This is a genomic window from Superficieibacter sp. (assembly GCF_032071645.1).
Taxonomy (GTDB): Bacteria; Pseudomonadota; Gammaproteobacteria; order Enterobacterales; family Enterobacteriaceae; genus Superficieibacter.
On sequence record NZ_DAMAPU010000006.1, the window covers coordinates 81,641 to 97,615 of the forward strand.

General features: G+C 54.1%; 16 protein-coding genes. 7 read left to right on the top strand and 9 right to left on the bottom strand.

The genetic code is table 11. The annotated features are described in order from the left end of the window. Positions 1–75: 75 nt before the first annotated feature. From RT197_RS13300 to rfaD, 5 genes are read right to left on the bottom strand one after another with little or no spacing between them, the layout of a single operon-like run. Complete coding sequence (locus RT197_RS13300) at positions 76–1,059, bottom strand: glycosyltransferase family 2 protein (RefSeq protein ID WP_312951408.1); 984 nt, start codon at positions 1,057–1,059, stop codon at positions 76–78. After that, complete coding sequence (locus tag RT197_RS13305; protein ID WP_312951627.1) at positions 1,034–2,293, bottom strand: O-antigen ligase family protein; 1,260 nt, start codon at positions 2,291–2,293, stop codon at positions 1,034–1,036. The genes RT197_RS13300 and RT197_RS13305 overlap by 26 nt, the downstream gene beginning before the upstream one ends. Before the next feature lies 1 nt (position 2,294). Next, positions 2,295–3,260: a lipopolysaccharide heptosyltransferase RfaC gene (gene rfaC, locus RT197_RS13310; RefSeq protein ID WP_312951409.1), complete on the bottom strand. Its 966-nt coding sequence runs from the start codon at positions 3,258–3,260 to the stop codon at positions 2,295–2,297. A gap of 3 nt (positions 3,261–3,263) precedes the next feature. Continuing rightward, a complete protein-coding gene (gene rfaF, locus RT197_RS13315) occupies positions 3,264–4,310 on the bottom strand; it encodes an ADP-heptose--LPS heptosyltransferase RfaF (protein WP_312951411.1) in 1,047 nt (348 codons plus the stop codon). A gap of 1 nt (position 4,311) precedes the next feature. Beyond that, a complete protein-coding gene (gene rfaD / locus RT197_RS13320) occupies positions 4,312–5,244 on the bottom strand; it encodes an ADP-glyceromanno-heptose 6-epimerase (RefSeq protein WP_312951412.1) in 933 nt (310 codons plus the stop codon). A gap of 213 nt (positions 5,245–5,457) precedes the next feature. On the opposite strand from rfaD, the gene kbl reads away from it, so the two are divergent. Then, on the top strand, positions 5,458–6,654 hold the full coding sequence (gene kbl / locus RT197_RS13325) for a glycine C-acetyltransferase (protein ID WP_312951413.1): 1,197 nt from the start codon (positions 5,458–5,460) through the stop codon (positions 6,652–6,654). A gap of 9 nt (positions 6,655–6,663) precedes the next feature. Next, a complete protein-coding gene (gene tdh, locus RT197_RS13330; protein WP_312951414.1) occupies positions 6,664–7,689 on the top strand; it encodes an L-threonine 3-dehydrogenase in 1,026 nt (341 codons plus the stop codon). Positions 7,690–7,716: 27 nt separating this feature from the next. Here tdh and RT197_RS13335 read toward each other — a convergent pair whose 3' ends face one another. Further along, positions 7,717–8,409, bottom strand: coding sequence for a lipopolysaccharide core heptose(II) kinase RfaY (locus RT197_RS13335; protein ID WP_312951416.1), 693 nt, complete (start codon positions 8,407–8,409; stop codon positions 7,717–7,719). Between the two features lie 225 nt (positions 8,410–8,634). Between RT197_RS13335 and RT197_RS13340 the strand changes: the two genes are divergently transcribed. Continuing rightward, entirely contained in the window at positions 8,635–9,669 is a 1,035-nt protein-coding gene (locus RT197_RS13340; protein WP_312951628.1) for a glycosyltransferase, read from the top strand. Here the strand turns inward: RT197_RS13340 and RT197_RS13345 are convergent. From RT197_RS13345 to gpmM, 3 genes are read right to left on the bottom strand one after another with little or no spacing between them, the layout of a single operon-like run. Further along, positions 9,666–10,604: a divergent polysaccharide deacetylase family protein gene (locus RT197_RS13345; RefSeq protein ID WP_312951418.1), complete on the bottom strand. Its 939-nt coding sequence runs from the start codon at positions 10,602–10,604 to the stop codon at positions 9,666–9,668. The genes RT197_RS13340 and RT197_RS13345 overlap by 4 nt on opposite strands. Positions 10,605–10,607: 3 nt before the next feature. Beyond that, positions 10,608–11,879, bottom strand: a complete 1,272-nt coding sequence (gene envC / locus RT197_RS13350) for a murein hydrolase activator EnvC (protein ID WP_312951420.1) — start codon at positions 11,877–11,879, stop codon at positions 10,608–10,610. Positions 11,880–11,888: 9 nt separating this feature from the next. Then, positions 11,889–13,433, bottom strand: a complete 1,545-nt coding sequence (gene gpmM, locus RT197_RS13355) for a 2,3-bisphosphoglycerate-independent phosphoglycerate mutase (protein WP_312951421.1) — start codon at positions 13,431–13,433, stop codon at positions 11,889–11,891. Positions 13,434–13,679: 246 nt separating this feature from the next. Between gpmM and RT197_RS13360 the strand changes: the two genes are divergently transcribed. The 4 genes from RT197_RS13360 to gpsA all read left to right on the top strand — a co-directional run bounded on the left by RT197_RS13360 (position 13,680) and on the right by gpsA (position 15,953). Then, positions 13,680–14,111, top strand: coding sequence for a rhodanese-like domain-containing protein (locus RT197_RS13360; RefSeq protein ID WP_312951422.1), 432 nt, complete (start codon positions 13,680–13,682; stop codon positions 14,109–14,111). A gap of 15 nt (positions 14,112–14,126) precedes the next feature. After that, positions 14,127–14,378, top strand: a complete 252-nt coding sequence (gene grxC / locus RT197_RS13365; protein WP_312951424.1) for a glutaredoxin 3 — start codon at positions 14,127–14,129, stop codon at positions 14,376–14,378. Positions 14,379–14,466: 88 nt separating this feature from the next. Continuing rightward, positions 14,467–14,934, top strand: coding sequence for a protein-export chaperone SecB (secB, locus tag RT197_RS13370; protein ID WP_312951426.1), 468 nt, complete (start codon positions 14,467–14,469; stop codon positions 14,932–14,934). Further along, positions 14,934–15,953, top strand: coding sequence for an NAD(P)H-dependent glycerol-3-phosphate dehydrogenase (gpsA, locus tag RT197_RS13375; RefSeq protein WP_312951427.1), 1,020 nt, complete (start codon positions 14,934–14,936; stop codon positions 15,951–15,953). Before secB ends, gpsA begins: the two co-directional genes overlap by 1 nt. The last annotated feature ends 22 nt before the right edge of the window (positions 15,954–15,975 follow it).

Genomic DNA, 15,975 nt, shown 5'->3' on the forward strand with positions numbered 1-15,975 from the left:
GTACAAACTCTCAAAGGGTCGTTCCTTCCATGGAACGCGTCGGTAAGATTTTTGCTGAATGCGAGCGAAATGGTTTTACATCTTTTCACCGGACCCAGGGAGCAGGCGGTGTTTCAGACGTGAAAAGAGCAAATCTAACTGATAAAGTTTGATTCTTAAATAAAACTTTTTATGCTTTTTATCAATGTTTTTATACAGGCTAACTTCTTTCAGGTTATTAATGAGGGCGATTTCTTCAGCGCTAAAATTATAATAGCCGCGCATCTTGCGGGTTTTCTTCCTCATTTCAACGTAGCAGTTGAGCATCGCCATCGTCATCAGCGGGGCGGTGTCTTCATGTTCCCGAACGTTATTGATAAATTTTTCCAGAGCATAGGCCATATCATGGATGTCATTTTCCTGATGCATTCCGGTCACGCTAAATTTATTATCACGATAATAGTAAAGAACGCTATTTATCTTACAGATATTGCTGCTTTTCACATACTGGAATGGCGTAAAGGAGACGTCTTCGTAATACGAGATAGTTTCCGGGAAGCGGTCATCACCGATGACTTCTTTTCTGAAAATGCGGCTCCAGACCTGCCAGTGCGACGCTCTGAATGTCTTGCGGAGGATCTCCGCACGATCCGTTTCGATGATGTTCTGAGGGCGATTTTTTTGCGCAGCGATAAAATCGTCTAAACTGCGGGTGCTTTCATAAGCAATGATATCGTACCGCTGACCTTCCAGAACGGGCATGATAATGTTAAAAAAGTCGGCACTGTAGAGATCGTCACCATCAATAAAGGCGAGATACTCTCCCTGACTCATTGCGATTCCCCGGTTTCTGGCGGCAGAAACCCCACTTTGAGACTGGTAATGGTAATGTATCCGATCGTTGTTTTGCGTGATCTCGCGGATGATCGAGTCTGAATCATCGGTAGAGCCGTCGTTAATTACAATGAGTTCACATGCATCAGGCATATTATTTATAACAGACATAATGGCATCTGACACCAGTATGCCATTATTATGTGTTGCCATGATTATGCTAAGAATTGGCTTTTCGTTCATCATTAATTTTATTCTGTTGTAATAATATGCAAAGTGCTATACATGCTGTTGCAACTATCGGCATTTCCCGTGAGTAGAACAAAACATCTGAGATACCGAACAGGATTATCGCCAGCGTAACGCCAAAAAGAGGCATGTTTTTATGACTAAAAGCGTAGTAAATGAGTGACAGATAGAAAACAATAAGAATTAACGTACCCAGAATCCCTTTCAGGGAGAGAGACTCAATAACCTCATTATGGAGATGAACGTTCAAATACAAACTCGCGCCGGAAAGAGCCGGTTCCCTTTTTACCAGTTCGGTAATATCCGCCTGGCGTGCTTCGATCGATTGTCCTGTCAGATCGAATTTCGCCGTTGATAGCCCGGCTTTATACATGGCCAGCCGTGCGCCCACTGACGTATTGCTGTTATTTTTCTGGTAACTTTCAATGTCGCTCATTAAGTTGCTGGTCCGCTGTTGAATAACATCTTTCATCACGAAACCACACACGATGAGCAATGCTAAAAAGACAGCGGTTCTTTTCAACAGGGCAGTAGCGGAATGCGAGTAGTTGACTAATAGCATGAGCATTATGATGACCGGATAGGTCAGCATCGCCGCCCGCGTTTCATTCAATGCCAGAATGCTCAGAACACTTATTGTGATTATTGCCAGCATAACAGGATAGAATTTTGGCTTTAGCTGAATAAGCCACGCGCTGCAAACAATGCCTGTCAGTGACACGGCATAACCCATTGTGGTTGCCACTTTGAAGGCTAACATTATACGCATTTGCCCGTTTTGTGGCTCTTCAACGCAGGCAAAAACCAGGGCCGTCATGATGATCAACGCCAGAGCCGGTATCACCAAATTACGCAGGCTTTGCTTTATTAAGCCGAAAGCCAGAATAACTATCGCACCAACAATAAGCACCCGTCCGGCATATAAATAGGCGCGATAGGTTCCTGAGAAAACGGTTTTTTCTGGCTTGAACAGCTCCAACCACATTATATTATAGATACCCAGTAATAATATTATGCCTGCCAGTATCAGTAATGTCTTATTGCAGAGAATGGATTTTCTCTCTGATATCAGATAAATCAGCGCAACGAACCCGGTGATGCTAAACAGTTTAACCGCAACGTTAACATCTATTATAAGAAGCGAAAACAAGGTTGCCAGTAATCCTGTGCATAACGCCCATTCGCAAACTTTTTTTGCCTGTGGCGAGAAATGCAGTCCCTGTAATGTCATGCTATTCACTCAAATTCGTTAAGCGCTCAATAATAGTATGGGGCGCGATGTGGCTGGTATCGTTATCTGGAGATTTTAATGCCAGCTGATTTTTGCCATATCCGCCAATCAATCCAGGATCGGTTGGCCCGTACAGCGTGATATTGGGTCGATCCAGCGCCGCCGTCAGATGGCTTAGGCCCGTATCAACAGAAACCACAAACTTCGCACCTGCCAACAGACGCGCGATCTCTTCCAGGCTCATGCGGGGCAAAACATCGACATAATCAAACCCATCCGCCAACCTTTTGGCTCTGGCCTCTTCATGCGGTGCGCCCCACGGCAGCTTGATCCTTATTCCGGCATCGCGAAGCAAACCGATTAAGTCGCGCCAGTGCGCTTCCGGCCAGTGTTTATCGTCTCGCGTCGTTGCATGTAAAAATACTGCATAGCTTCCGCTTTCCGCCTTCAGATTAGTCGAAAAATGGCGGGCAATGGCGTAATCGCCTTGCGTTTGCGGTTTTGCATAGCCGAGGCTTTTAGCGAACAGTTCCCGCGTGCGTTCCACGGCGTGCTGTTGTTTACCAATAGAATGGCGACGGTTATAAAAGAGACTGGCCAGCGGTTCGCGGGCGCTGTTCCAGTCCATACCGTGTTTAGTACCATGCGCCAGCCTTGTTACCAGCGCTGCGCTTTTTACCAGTCCCTGCGCGTCGATAACGGCATCATAGTGCACCTCACGTAAACGCTGATAAAACGCGCTGCGTTCTGCTTTGACCGGCGCAGAAAACCATGCTTTGCGCCAGCGGCGAATGGCCACGGGCAGTACCCGCTCCACGGCTTCATGCCAGGCGGGGATCTGGGCGAAACCTTCTTCAACCACCCAGTCAAAACGGATACCCGGCAGGGCGTGCAGCGCATCGGTAAGCGCCGGGAGGGTGTGGAGTACGTCGCCCATTGACGATGTTTTAACGATCAGAACCCGCATCCGTCAGTTACCCTCATCAAGAAGAAGGGCATTTAGCTCCTCAAGCACGCGCTGCGGCGTGATATCAATCAGGCTCTGGTGATAGCCTTCTGCGGCATCGCCTTTACGCACTTTGTGGTAGCCTTCAATCAGTCGAATGACGCGGGCCTTGTGCGAAAGCGGTGGCGTAAAATCGGGGCTGCTGGGGCCATAAAGTGCCACCAGCGGACGTCCAAGCGCGGCGGCAACGTGCATTAAGCCGGAGTCGTTGGAGACCACCGCTTTACAGGCCGCAATCAGGATCACCGCCTGCTCAAGCTGGGTTTCTCCCGCCAGATTGCGGCACCACGCCTGTTGTTCAACGCTTAGCGCCGCAAGAATTTCATTGCCTGCTTCGTGATCTTTTGCCGAGCCAAACAGCACCACCTGATAGCCTTCATCAATCAGCTGCTTTGCCAGCTCCGCGTAATGATAGTGCGGCCAGCGTTTCGCCGGGCCGAATTCTGCGCCGGGGCAAAAGCCGATTAACGGGCGCTCGGCGGAGAGGGTGAAGGCGTCGCAGGTTACGGTTTTCTCGTCCTCACCGACCTGCAATTCCGGCCACAGTAGCGGCTGGGGCAGATCTTTCGCTGACGTTATGGTGCCTTTGTCATAAGCCAGCGCCACGTAGCGCTCGACCATCAGCGGCCAGGCTTTTTTATCCAGCACCCGCGCATCGTTGAGCAGGCCGTAGCGCATCTCACCGCGCCAGCCGGTACGCAGGGGAATGTTGGCAAAAAAGGGCACCAGCGCAGACTTAAAGGAATTCGGCAGCACGTAAGCGCGATCGTAGCGGCGCTCACGCAGGCTGTGACCCAGCTTACGCCGCGCGCCGATTTCCAGCGCCCCGTGCCCCAGCGGCATCGGGATCGCGTCATTGACCTCTGGCATCCGCGATAACAGCGGACGGCACCACGCAGGTGCCATCACGTCGATTATCGCCTGGGGATAGCGCGCCCGGAGCGTGCGATAGAGACTTTGCGACATCATCATGTCGCCCACCCATGACGGGCCAATCACCAGTATTTTCATGTTATGCGTCGCGGTTCAGCCAGGCCATATATTCCGTCACGCCTTCGGCCACGGTTTTAAATGGCTTATCGTAGCCCGCAGCGCGCAGGTTAGTGAGATCTGCCTGGGTAAACGCCTGATAGCGTCCTTTCAGTTTCTCCGGGAACGGAATGTACTCAATGCTGCCCTGCTTGTGGAAGGCCAGCGTCGCATCCGCCACCGCCTGGAAGGATTCCGCCCGGCCGGTGCCGAGGTTGAAAATGCCGGAAACGCCGTTTTCCAGGAACCACAGATTGACGGCGGCAACATCGCCCACATACACGAAGTCGCGCTTAAAGTTGTCGCTGCCTTCGAACAGTTTCGGACTTTCGCCATTGTTAAGCTGGGTATTCAGATGGAAAGCCACGCTTGCCATGCTGCCTTTATGCCCTTCGCGTGGACCGTAGACGTTGAAATAGCGGAAGCCGACAATTTGCGAGTTCGCTTCCGGCAGGATTTGACGCACGTATTCATCGAACAGGAATTTGGAGTAGCCGTAGACGTTCAGCGGTTTTTCATATTCACGGGATTCGATAAAGTCCGACGTGCGCCCACCGTAAGTGGCCGCAGAAGAGGCATACAGGAACGGAATTTCACGTTCCAGGCAGTAGTGCAGCAGCTCTTTAGAATACTGATAGTTATTATCCATCATGTATTTGCCGTCCCACTCGGTGGTGGAAGAGCAGGCACCTTCATGGAAGATGGCTTCGATATCGCCGAAATCTTCGCCCGCCATGATCTGGATAAGAAAGTCTTCCTTATCCATATAGTCAGCAATGTCGAGGTCGACCAGGTTAACAAACTTGGTACCGTCTTTCAGGTTATCGACCACCAGAATGTCGCTAATCCCCTTATCATTCAGCGCCTTAATAATATTGCTACCGATAAAACCCGCGCCGCCAGTTACAATGATCATACGTTAACCTTTGAAATAGTGGGTACTGAGACTGTCCCAGATACGATTAGGTTTATCATATCATTACAACGGCTGGTGTTCAGCTATCACCGACCGCTTACCGATGTCAGCGTGATTTATGCTGCAAAAATGGCATCTGTTGCTGCGTCATCTCGTATCAAAGTATAGCTTTGGGTAATATGTGCCAAAATTTGCTGAATCTGGAGAGTTGTTATGCGTGGGGACTTTTACAAACAGTTGAGCGATGACCTGGAGACCGCACGAGCGGAAGGGTTGTTTAAAGAAGAGCGCATTATTACCTCGGCGCAGCAGGCGGATATTACCGTCGGTGATGGCAGTCATGTTATTAACTTTTGCGCCAACAACTATCTTGGCCTGGCGAACCATCCAGAGCTGATCGCGGCGGCCAAAGCGGGGATGGATTCTCACGGTTTCGGCATGGCCTCGGTGCGCTTTATCTGCGGCACGCAGGACAGCCATAAAGTGCTGGAAAAAAAGCTGGCCGACTTCCTCGGTATGGACGATGCCATTCTCTATTCTTCCTGCTTTGACGCGAACGGCGGGCTGTTTGAAACTCTGCTTGGCGCGGAAGACGCCATTATTTCTGATGCCCTGAACCATGCCTCCATTATTGACGGCGTGCGCCTGTGTAAAGCGAAGCGTTTCCGCTATGCCAACAATGACATGCAGGAGCTGGAAGCGCGGCTGAAAGAGGCGCGTGACGCGGGCGCGCGGCATGTGCTGATCGCTACCGACGGCGTATTCTCAATGGACGGCGTGATTGCCAACCTGAAAGGCGTGTGCGATCTGGCGGATAAATACGACGCGCTGGTGATGGTGGATGACTCCCACGCGGTGGGCTTTGTCGGGACTAACGGTCGCGGCACGCACGAATACTGTGAGGTGATGGGCCGCGTCGATATTATCACCGGCACGCTGGGCAAAGCGCTCGGCGGCGCGTCCGGCGGCTACACGGCGGCGCGTAAAGAGGTGGTCGAGTGGCTGCGTCAGCGTTCGCGCCCGTACCTGTTCTCCAACTCGCTGGCTCCGGCGATTGTTTCCGCCTCCATTAAAGTGCTGGAGATGCTGGCCTCCGGCGCGGAACTGCGCGATCGCCTGTGGGCCAACGCCCGTCAGTTCCGCGAGCAGATGTCGGCGGCGGGCTTTACGCTGGCCGGTGCCGATCACGCGATTATCCCGGTCATGCTGGGTGACGCGACCGTGGCGCAGAATTTTGCCCGCGAGCTGCAAAAAGAGGGTATTTACGTCACCGGATTCTTCTATCCGGTGGTGCCAAAAGGTCAGGCGCGTATTCGTACCCAGATGTCGGCGGCGCATACCCCTGAACAAATTGAGCGTGCGGTTGCGGCGTTTACCCGCATCGGTAAACAGCTGGGCGTGATTGCCTGAGGATCTGAGATGAAAGCATTATCGAAACTGAAAGCGGAAGAAGGCATCTGGATGACCGACGTGGCGAAACCGGACGTCGGACACAACGATCTGCTGATTAAAATCCGCAAAACCGCCATCTGCGGCACTGACGTGCACATTTATAACTGGGATGAGTGGTCGCAAAAAACCATTCCCGTGCCGATGGTGGTCGGGCATGAATACGTCGGCGAAGTGGTTGGCATCGGTCAGGAAGTGAAAGGCTTTAAAATTGGCGACCGCGTTTCGGGTGAAGGTCACATTACCTGCGGCTACTGTCGTAACTGTCGCGGCGGGCGCACGCATCTGTGCCGTAACACCGTCGGCGTGGGCGTTAACCGTCCGGGCTGCTTCGCGGAATATCTGGTGATCCCCGCCTTCAACGCATTCAAAATCCCCGACAATATTTCTGACGATTTGGCCTCTATTTTCGACCCGTTTGGTAATGCGGTGCATACGGCGCTGTCGTTCGATCTGGTCGGTGAAGACGTGCTGGTTTCCGGCGCGGGTCCGATTGGCATTATGGCGGCGGCGGTGGCAAAACACGTCGGCGCGCGTAACGTTGTTATCACGGACGTCAATGAATACCGCCTGAGCCTGGCGCGTAAAATGGGCGTGACCCGTGCGGTAAACGTGGCGAAAGAGAGCCTGAATGACGTGATGGCAGAGCTGGGGATGACCGAAGGCTTCGACGTGGGGCTGGAGATGTCCGGCGCGCCACCGGCGTTCCGTTCAATGCTTGATACCATGAATCACGGCGGGCGCATCGCCATGCTGGGCATTCCGCCGTCGGATATGTCCATCGACTGGAACAAGGTGATTTTCAAAGGGCTGTTCATCAAAGGCATTTATGGCCGTGAGATGTTTGAGACCTGGTACAAAATGGCGGCGCTGATCCAGTCAGGTCTGGATCTGTCACCGATTATCACCCACCGTTTCTCCATTGATGAATTCCAGCAGGGCTTTGACGCCATGCGTTCCGGTCAGTCCGGGAAGGTGATTCTGAGCTGGGAATAATACCGATAGCCCGGCGCTCACCGGGCGTTATTTCGCTTTCCCGCGCAGTCGGCGGGAAAGCCGACGAAAATCTTCTTTCAGCGTAATCAGGCGGTACACCGCGCCGTGGCCCTGCACCACGATGTGGTATTTTTTGCGCAGCGTCAGGAGGTCATTGGCCTGGCATACCCGCATACTGCCGCGACAGGAGAGGTCAATAATCTTCAGATCGCCCTCCGGCGTGCGGATAAAATTTCCGGCGTGAATATCATTCGATGCCAGCCCGGCACCGTGCAGCGCGACGATACAGCGGGCAACGTCGTCCCGGTTGCTGTCGTCGATAGCCTTTAACGGCGTGCCTTCGACGTACTCATGAAGGGTATAAACGTCCACGCACTCGCGACCCACCATCTTTTCCGCCACGTAATACAGATCTGCCGTGCCGGTGTAGCCATTGCGGATCGCGCGATCGATGGCGTAAATCAGCCTGGAGAAAAACGGGCCGGAGAGATAACTCTGCACGCGCTTCTCCAGCCGCTTATCTTTTTCGCGGTCATTCTTAAGAATGTACTTTTGACCTTCGTACTCCACCAGCGCGACCGTTCGGTCCTCATTGCCGCTGCCGAGTGGCGTCGCCTTCAGTTCACCCGCCAGATATTGTTTTAATACCTCGCCAAAGCGCACGCCCGTGCTTTTTTCATAGATATTGAAGCCGTTTTCTTTGCTGGTGACGATAGACATAGCGTTTCCAAACAGGGGGTTACAGGAGATTTATTACCTGCCGTATTATACCTCAGCTTACTGCTTTCCACTGTCGTCAAAGCTTAACAATTAACGATTATTCTTAATCTGCTTTTATTTTCAAGCTGAAAATCAATGAGATAACCGAAGCGCGCTGGAGCTTAAGTCTTTCTTAAGGAATAGCGCGTAAAACATCACCGCATATCCATTGTTAAGCAGGTAATTATCATGATGAGCCCAGGTAAACTTAGCGTCATTATCCCTCTCTACAACGCCGGGGAAGCGTTCGCGGCATGTATGGAGTCGCTGGTGGCGCAAAGCTGGAACGCGCTGGAAATTATTATCGTTAATGATGACTCAACGGATTGTTCCGTCGCAATCGCCCACCAGTATGCGGAAAAATATCCGCATATTCAGGTGATTACCCAGCCGAATGCCGGTGTGTCGGTAGCGCGCAATCGCGGGATGGAAGTGGCAACCGGGGAGTATGTCGCATTCGTGGACGCCGACGATCTCACTTATCCCACTATGTACGAAACGCTGATGACCATGGCGTTGCGTGACAATCTGGACGTCGCACAGTGCAACGCCGACTGGTGCGACAGCGTAACTGGCCACTGCTGGCAGTCAATTCCGCTGGATCGCGTGCGCTCAACCGACGTCATGAGCGGCCCGGACTGGCTGCGGATGGCGCTGGCCTCGCGCCGCTGGACCCACGTTGTGTGGATGGGCATCTATCGCCGTAAAATGCTGGACGATTGCGGCATGAGTTTTATACCAGGTCTGCATCACCAGGATATTGTGTGGTCCACCGAATGCATGTTCAACGCCAAACGGGTGCGCTATACCGAGCAGTCGCTGTATAAATATTTCATTCACGACACCTCGATCAGCCGTTCCAAACGGCAGGGGCAGAAGAATCTCGCCTACCAGCGCCACTATATTAAGATCACCCGCCTGCTGGAGAAGCTGAACCGCGACTATGCGGATAAAATCACCATTTACCCGGAATTTCACCAGCAAATTACTTATGAAGCGCTGCGCGTCTGCCATGCGGTACGCAAAGAGCGCGATCCGATGATCCGCCAGCGGATGATCGCCGAGATATTTACCTCCGGGATGTATAAGCGGATGGTGATGAGCGTGCGCAGCGCGAAGCTGGGGTATCAGGCGCTACTCTGGTCGGCGCGCCTGTGGAAATGGCGTGATAAAAAGCTGTGCATTCGCCGCCTCGCTCGCCAGGCGGTCAACCTGCGCTAAGACGTCGGTTTCTGCCGGTTCCAGCCCTGCCACTGGTGCTGGAAATACTGGACCAGCGTGCTCTGGCTGATGCTTTCGCCAAGCACGGCGAAGAATCGCGTTGCATAAACCGGTTCAGGCTTTTGTTTCGGTTTGCACAGTTTTACACCACGGAACGGATTGCGCGGCGCGTCCGGCGGTCGGGTGTGATTGGGTGTTGAAGTATCAACCTGGGGCTCATTCAGCAGCGAGCTGGGGCGCACGAGGGTGATGTCTGGCGGCAGGTTATACACCATCTGCTGTAGCACGCGTACCGTCGAGGGATGCGGATGCCCGATGGCGATCGCCGAACCGTTACGCCGCGCCAGTTCTACCGCGCGGGTAAACTGGACGCGAATGTCCGCCTCTTTCTGCGAATCATCCAGAAATACCTTGCGCTTAATCACCTTCACGCCGGTGCCGCTGGCAGCGCGCATCGACTGGCTGTTGCCAATCGTCATGCTGTCGAGAAAGTAGAGGTTGTAGCGACTTAACGCCTGCATCACTTTTTGCATACCGAACAGACTGGAGGTCATCGCGCTGCCCATGTGGTTATTCAGCCCCACGGCATACGGGACGTCGTCCACCGCTTCACGAATAATCCGCTCAATCTCCTGGCTGCTCATTTCCGGGCGCAGGGTGTCTTTTTCCAGCGGCTGCTTACTTAACGGTGCCATCGGCAGGTGGATCAGCACTTCGTGGCCGTTATTGTGGGCTTTGGTTGCCATTTCCCGCGCGTGTGGTGCGTTGGGTAACACGGCGACGCTGATGGCGGAGGGGAGGGCCAGCACCTGATTTTCGGTCTGTGGACGGTAGCCGAAATCATCAATCACGATGGCGAGTTTACCGGCGTAAACCGGTGCGATAACGGCTAGCAGCCCGGCAGTACAAACAACAATGCGACGAAATTGAAGCAAAACTTATCTTCCCAACCACGGTTGTGGATTGACCGCCTGACCCTGGCGGCGAATTTCGAAATAGAGCGACGGTCTGCCCTGACCCCCACTGTTGCCCACAAGGGCAATCGCCTGACCGGCCCGCACCTGTGTTCCGACGCTGACCAGCGCGCTCTGATTATAGCCATAAAGACTCATATCGCCCTTGCCGTGCTCGACGACGACGACCAGGCCATAGCCCTGGAGCCAGTCGGCGAGGATCACGCGACCATCGGCAATGGCTTTAACTTCGGAGCCTTCAGATGCGCCGATAACCATGCCTTTCCACCGTAGCTCACCCTGGAGCTGTTCGCCATAGCGATGCAGCGTCGGGCCGCGAACCGGCCAGTAGGCCTGACCGCGCGGCGCGCCCAGCCCGCCGGTACGGGACATCAGCGAGGTTTCGCTTTCGGTCGGTTTGTAGGTAGTTCCTTTGCGCGTGGCCTCTTTCTGCCGGTTACGCACGGCTTCGGCTTCACGCGCTTCCTGCTCGGCGCGCGCTTTAGCTTTCGCAGCCGCAGCGGCAATACTGTTGCGCAGGCGTGATTCGTTGGCGCGCATTTCGCTAAGCTGCTGCTGGCCCTGCTGAATGGAGGACTCCAGCCCGGAGAGGGTTTTTTTACGCTCGTTGCGCGCCTGCTCCAGTTTCGCCTGCTGCGCCCGCTGCTCGTAAAGCAGGGTCTGCTGCTGGCTTTGCTTCTCTTCCAGCTCGGCTTTTTGGGTATCGACTTCCTGGCGAGTCTGCTTTAACTGCGCGATGGTTTCCTGACGCGCCTGGTTGAGGTAGCCAAAGTACGCCTGTAAACGCTGCCCGCGCTGGCCTTCTTCGCCACTCAACACGAACTGTAGCCCGGAGTGCTCCCCCTGACGGAAGGAGGCATCAAGCTGTGCGGCAAGATTCCGCTCCTGCGCGGCCCGCTGCTGTTCAAGGCGGGCAATGGAGGCGTTCATCTCGGCGATTTGTTTATTGAGCTGGGCGAGGCTGTTTTCGGTTTCCCGCAGTTTGCGGGCGGCGGCGGCGATGGCTTCTTCCTGCTGCTTAAGCAGGTTGAGCAGGCCAGCACGCTGCTGTTGCTGCTTTTGTACCGCCCGCTGCTTGGCGGCGATATCGGCCTGAATACTTTTCAGCTGATCGCGTTCGTCAGCCTGGGCGGAAAAGGCGCACAACAATACGCCAGCGCTAAGCACGCTGGCGTAAAGTACGGACCTGACTGCCGTCGCGGTCCATGTAATTGAAAAAATCGCCTTTCCCCTCATGGGGAGGGATTATTCCACGATGAACAGCGGCTTACCAGTCATCTGTTGCGGGATTTCCATTCCCATCAGCGTCAGCATGGTCGGCGCGATGTCGGAAAGCTTGCCGCCCTCTACTGCCGTCAGGGTTTTATCGCCGACATAAATCAGCGGAACCGGCAGGTTGGTGTGCGCGGTATGCGCCTGACCGGTGGACTGGTCGCGCATCTGCTCGGCGTTGCCGTGGTCAGCGGTGATCAGCAACTGCCCGCCAACGGATTCAACGGCTTTCGTCACCTGCGCGATGCAGTTATCCAGCGTTTCGACGGCGGCAACGGCGGCTTCAAAGACGCCTGTGTGACCGACCATATCGCCGTTCGGATAGTTACAGATGATGGTGTCGTATTTGCCGCTTTCGATGGCCGCAACCAGTTTCTCGGTCAGCTCGGCTGAGCTCATTTCCGGTTGCAGATCGTAGGTCGCCACTTTCGGGGAGTTGATCAGAATACGCTCTTCACCGGCAAACGGCTCTTCAACACCGCCATTAAAGAAGAAGGTGACGTGGGCATATTTTTCCGTTTCGGAGATGCGCAACTGGGTTTTGTCGTTCTTCGCCATCCACTCGCCGAAGGTGTTTTCCAGCGACGACGGCGGATAAGCGCAGGCGGTTTTGATATCCGCTGCGTATTCGGTCAGCATGATGAAATCGATGTTGACCACTTTTTTGCGGGCAAAACCGTCGAAATCGGCGTTAACGAAAGCGCGGGTAATTTCACGGGCGCGGTCGGCGCGGAAGTTCATGAAAATCAGCGCGTCGCCGTCCTGCATGGCGGCATCCGGCTGGCCTTCGGCGCGGATAACGGTGGCTTTGACGAACTCGTCGTTTTCATCACGGGCGTAGGCGGCCTGCAAACCGGCCACGGCGGAATCGGCCAGGAACTCGCCTTTCGCCTGGGTCAGCAGATCGTAAGCCTGTTCCACGCGATCCCAGCGGTTGTCGCGGTCCATGGCGTAGTAACGACCAATGATGGACGCCACGCGGCCTTTGCCCAGCGCGGCAAATTTTTCTTCGAATTTTTGCAGTGAGCTTTCGGCGCTGCGCGGCGGAGTATCGCGACCATCCAGGAATGCGTGCAGATAGATTTTCTCGGCACCGCGCTCGGCGGCCAGCTCTGCCATCGCCAGGATGTGATCTTCATGGCTGTGGACACCGCCCGCAGAAAGCAGGCCCATGATATGCACGGCTTTGCCTGCTGCCGAGGCTTTGTCTACCGCCGCGGTCAGCACCGGGTTAGCGAAGAACGTGCGCTCTTTGATTTCGACATCAAGACGGGTCAGGTCCTGATAAACGATGCGGCCCGCGCCAAGGTTGACGTGACCCACTTCGGAGTTACCCATCTGGCGGTCCGGCAGGCCGACTTCCAGACCTGACGCATCAATCAGCGTATGCGGACGTGTAGCCCACAGAGCGTCCATCACCGGCGTTTTTGCGGCGAAAATGGCGTTATCCTGATTATCTTCGCGGTAGCCGTAGCCATCCAGAATCACCAGTACCATCGGTTTTTTAGAAATCGACATTGCAATAACCTCATGCTCACAAGACAGAAAATTTGCGTAATATTACTTCAACTGAATCGATTAAATAGCCGCAGAAGATCAAAGAAAGCGCCTTCACCGGGCGGAGATTTGCATACATCAGGCAAATTTTTCCGTAGCGCGCCGCAGAAAATGCAGAACATCGCGCTCTCTGGCTGTATTTGCCACACTGCACAGGTATACTCCTGTCCTGGTTTTTTAATCACTACGTCGGGAGCTGTTACCCCCATGCAAGAAATTATGCAATTTGTTAGCCGTCACCCCATACTTTGTATCGCATGGGTTGCGCTGCTGGTGGCTGTACTGTTCACTACTTTCAAAGGTCTTACTTCTAAAGTGAAGACTATTACGCGCGGTGAAGCGACCCGTCTTATTAATAAAGAAGATGCCGTTGTGGTCGATCTGCGCCAGCGTGATGATTTCCGTAAAGGACATATCGCAGGCTCTGTGAATCTGCTGCCCGCTGAAATCAAAGCCAATAACGTGGGTGAGCTTGATAAACACAAAGATAAACCCATTATTGTGGTAGATGGCTCAGGTATGCAGGCGCAGGAACCGGCGAATGCTCTGATCAAAGCCGGTTTCGAAAAAGTCTTCGTGCTGAAAGAAGGCGTAGCTGGCTGGAGTGGTGAAAACCTGCCGCTGGTACGCGGCAAATAATCTGGAGAGACGTTAATGGCCAATATCGAGATCTACACCAAAGCGACCTGCCCGTTTTGCCATCGCGCAAAAGCGCTGCTGAACAGCAAAGGCGTGACTTTTGAAGAGCTGCCGATTGACGGCGACGCGCTCAAGCGTGACGAAATGATCCAACGCAGCGGCCGCACCACCGTCCCACAGATTTTTATTGATGCACAGCACATTGGCGGCTGTGACGACTTGTACGCGCTCGACGCTCGTGGTGGACTTGATCCGCTGCTGCGCTAAGCGACAGGCAAAACCCTTCAGGCGGCATTAATGGTTGCAGTCAGAAGGATGAAGTAAGTATTTAAGGACAACACTAAGGGTTTTATACATGTCAGAACAAAATCAAACTGAGATGGCTTTCCAGATTCAGCGTATTTATACCAAGGACATCTCTTTCGAAGCGCCAAACGCGCCCGTTGTTTTCCAGAAAGAGTGGCAACCAGAAGTTAAACTGGATCTGGACACGGCTTCAAGCCAACTGGCTGAAGGCGTGTACGAAGTGGTACTGCGTGTTACCGTGACCGCTACCCTCGGCGAAGAAACCGCGTTCCTGTGTGAAGTACAGCAGGGCGGTATTTTCTCCATCGAAGGTATCGAAGGCACTCAGATGGCGCATTGCCTCGGCGCATACTGCCCGAACATCCTGTTCCCGTATGCTCGCGAATGCATCACCAGCCTGGTTTCACGCGGTACGTTCCCGCAACTGAACCTCGCGCCGGTTAACTTTGATGCGCTGTTTATGAACTATTTACAGCAGCAGGCTGGCGAAGGTACTGAAGAACATCAGGATGCCTGATGAGCGAAAGTAACGCTTCAATGACTGTGATCGGTGCCGGCTCTTACGGCACCGCTCTTGCCATAACATTGGCAAGAAATGGCCACCACGTTGTTCTGTGGGGCCATGACCCGAAACATATCGCGATGTTAGAGCACGATCGCTGTAACGTTGCGTTCCTTCCCGATGTCCCTTTCCCGGATACGCTGCACCTTGAGAGCGATTTAGCCGCTGCGCTGGCCGCCAGCCGTAATATTCTGGTAGTGGTGCCGAGCCATGTTTTTGGCGAAGTGCTGCGCCAGATCAAGCCGTTGATGCGTGCCGATGCCCGGCTGGTGTGGGCAACAAAAGGCCTTGAAGCAGAAACCGGACGTCTGTTGCAGGACGTGGCCCGCGAAGCGCTGGGTGATACCATCCCGCTGGCGGTCATTTCCGGCCCGACCTTCGCCAAAGAGCTGGCGGCAGGACTGCCAACAGCTATCGCGCTGGCCTCGACCGATCCGACCTTCTCTGACGATCTCCAGCAGCTTTTGCATTGCGGGAAGAGCTTCCGCGTCTACAGCAACCCGGACTTTATCGGCGTGCAGCTGGGCGGCGCGGTGAAAAACGTCATCGCCATCGGCGCGGGCATGTCGGACGGCATCGGCTTTGGTGCGAATGCCCGTACCGCGTTAATCACCCGTGGCCTGACTGAAATGTCGCGTCTGGGCACGGCGCTGGGTGCCGATCCCGCCACCTTTATGGGGATGGCAGGCCTGGGCGATCTGGTGCTGACCTGTACCGACAACCAGTCGCGTAACCGTCGCTTTGGCATGATGCTCGGACAGGGCATGGATGTTCAGGGCGCGCAGGACAAGATTGGTCAGGTGGTTGAAGGCTACCGCAATACCAAAGAAGTCCGTGCGCTGGCGCACCGCTTCGGGGTTGAAATGCCAATAACTGAGGAAATTTATCAGGTATTGTATTGCGGAAAAAATGCGCGCGAGGCAGCATTGACGCTATTAGGCCGTTCGCGCAAGGATGAGCGCAGCAGCAAATAGCCGCAAGAACGCTACATTTCAA

Bases quoted from the DNA above. Each gene is read 5' to 3' on its own strand.
- RT197_RS13300 (WP_312951408.1), bottom strand. From the start codon at position 1,059: ATGATGAACGAAAAGCCAATTCTTAGCATAATCATGGCAACACATAAT.
- RT197_RS13305 (WP_312951627.1), bottom strand. From the start codon at position 2,293: ATGACATTACAGGGACTGCATTTCTCGCCACAGGCAAAAAAAGTTTGC.
- rfaC (WP_312951409.1), bottom strand. From the start codon at position 3,260: ATGCGGGTTCTGATCGTTAAAACATCGTCAATGGGCGACGTACTCCAC.
- rfaF (WP_312951411.1), bottom strand. From the start codon at position 4,310: ATGAAAATACTGGTGATTGGCCCGTCATGGGTGGGCGACATGATGATG.
- rfaD (WP_312951412.1), bottom strand. From the start codon at position 5,244: ATGATCATTGTAACTGGCGGCGCGGGTTTTATCGGTAGCAATATTATT.
- kbl (WP_312951413.1), top strand. From the start codon at position 5,458: ATGCGTGGGGACTTTTACAAACAGTTGAGCGATGACCTGGAGACCGCA.
- tdh (WP_312951414.1), top strand. From the start codon at position 6,664: ATGAAAGCATTATCGAAACTGAAAGCGGAAGAAGGCATCTGGATGACC.
- RT197_RS13335 (WP_312951416.1), bottom strand. From the start codon at position 8,409: ATGTCTATCGTCACCAGCAAAGAAAACGGCTTCAATATCTATGAAAAA.
- envC (WP_312951420.1), bottom strand. From the start codon at position 11,879: ATGAGGGGAAAGGCGATTTTTTCAATTACATGGACCGCGACGGCAGTC.
- gpmM (WP_312951421.1), bottom strand. From the start codon at position 13,433: ATGTCGATTTCTAAAAAACCGATGGTACTGGTGATTCTGGATGGCTAC.
- RT197_RS13360 (WP_312951422.1), top strand. From the start codon at position 13,680: ATGCAAGAAATTATGCAATTTGTTAGCCGTCACCCCATACTTTGTATC.
- grxC (WP_312951424.1), top strand. From the start codon at position 14,127: ATGGCCAATATCGAGATCTACACCAAAGCGACCTGCCCGTTTTGCCAT.
- secB (WP_312951426.1), top strand. From the start codon at position 14,467: ATGTCAGAACAAAATCAAACTGAGATGGCTTTCCAGATTCAGCGTATT.
- gpsA (WP_312951427.1), top strand. From the start codon at position 14,934: ATGAGCGAAAGTAACGCTTCAATGACTGTGATCGGTGCCGGCTCTTAC.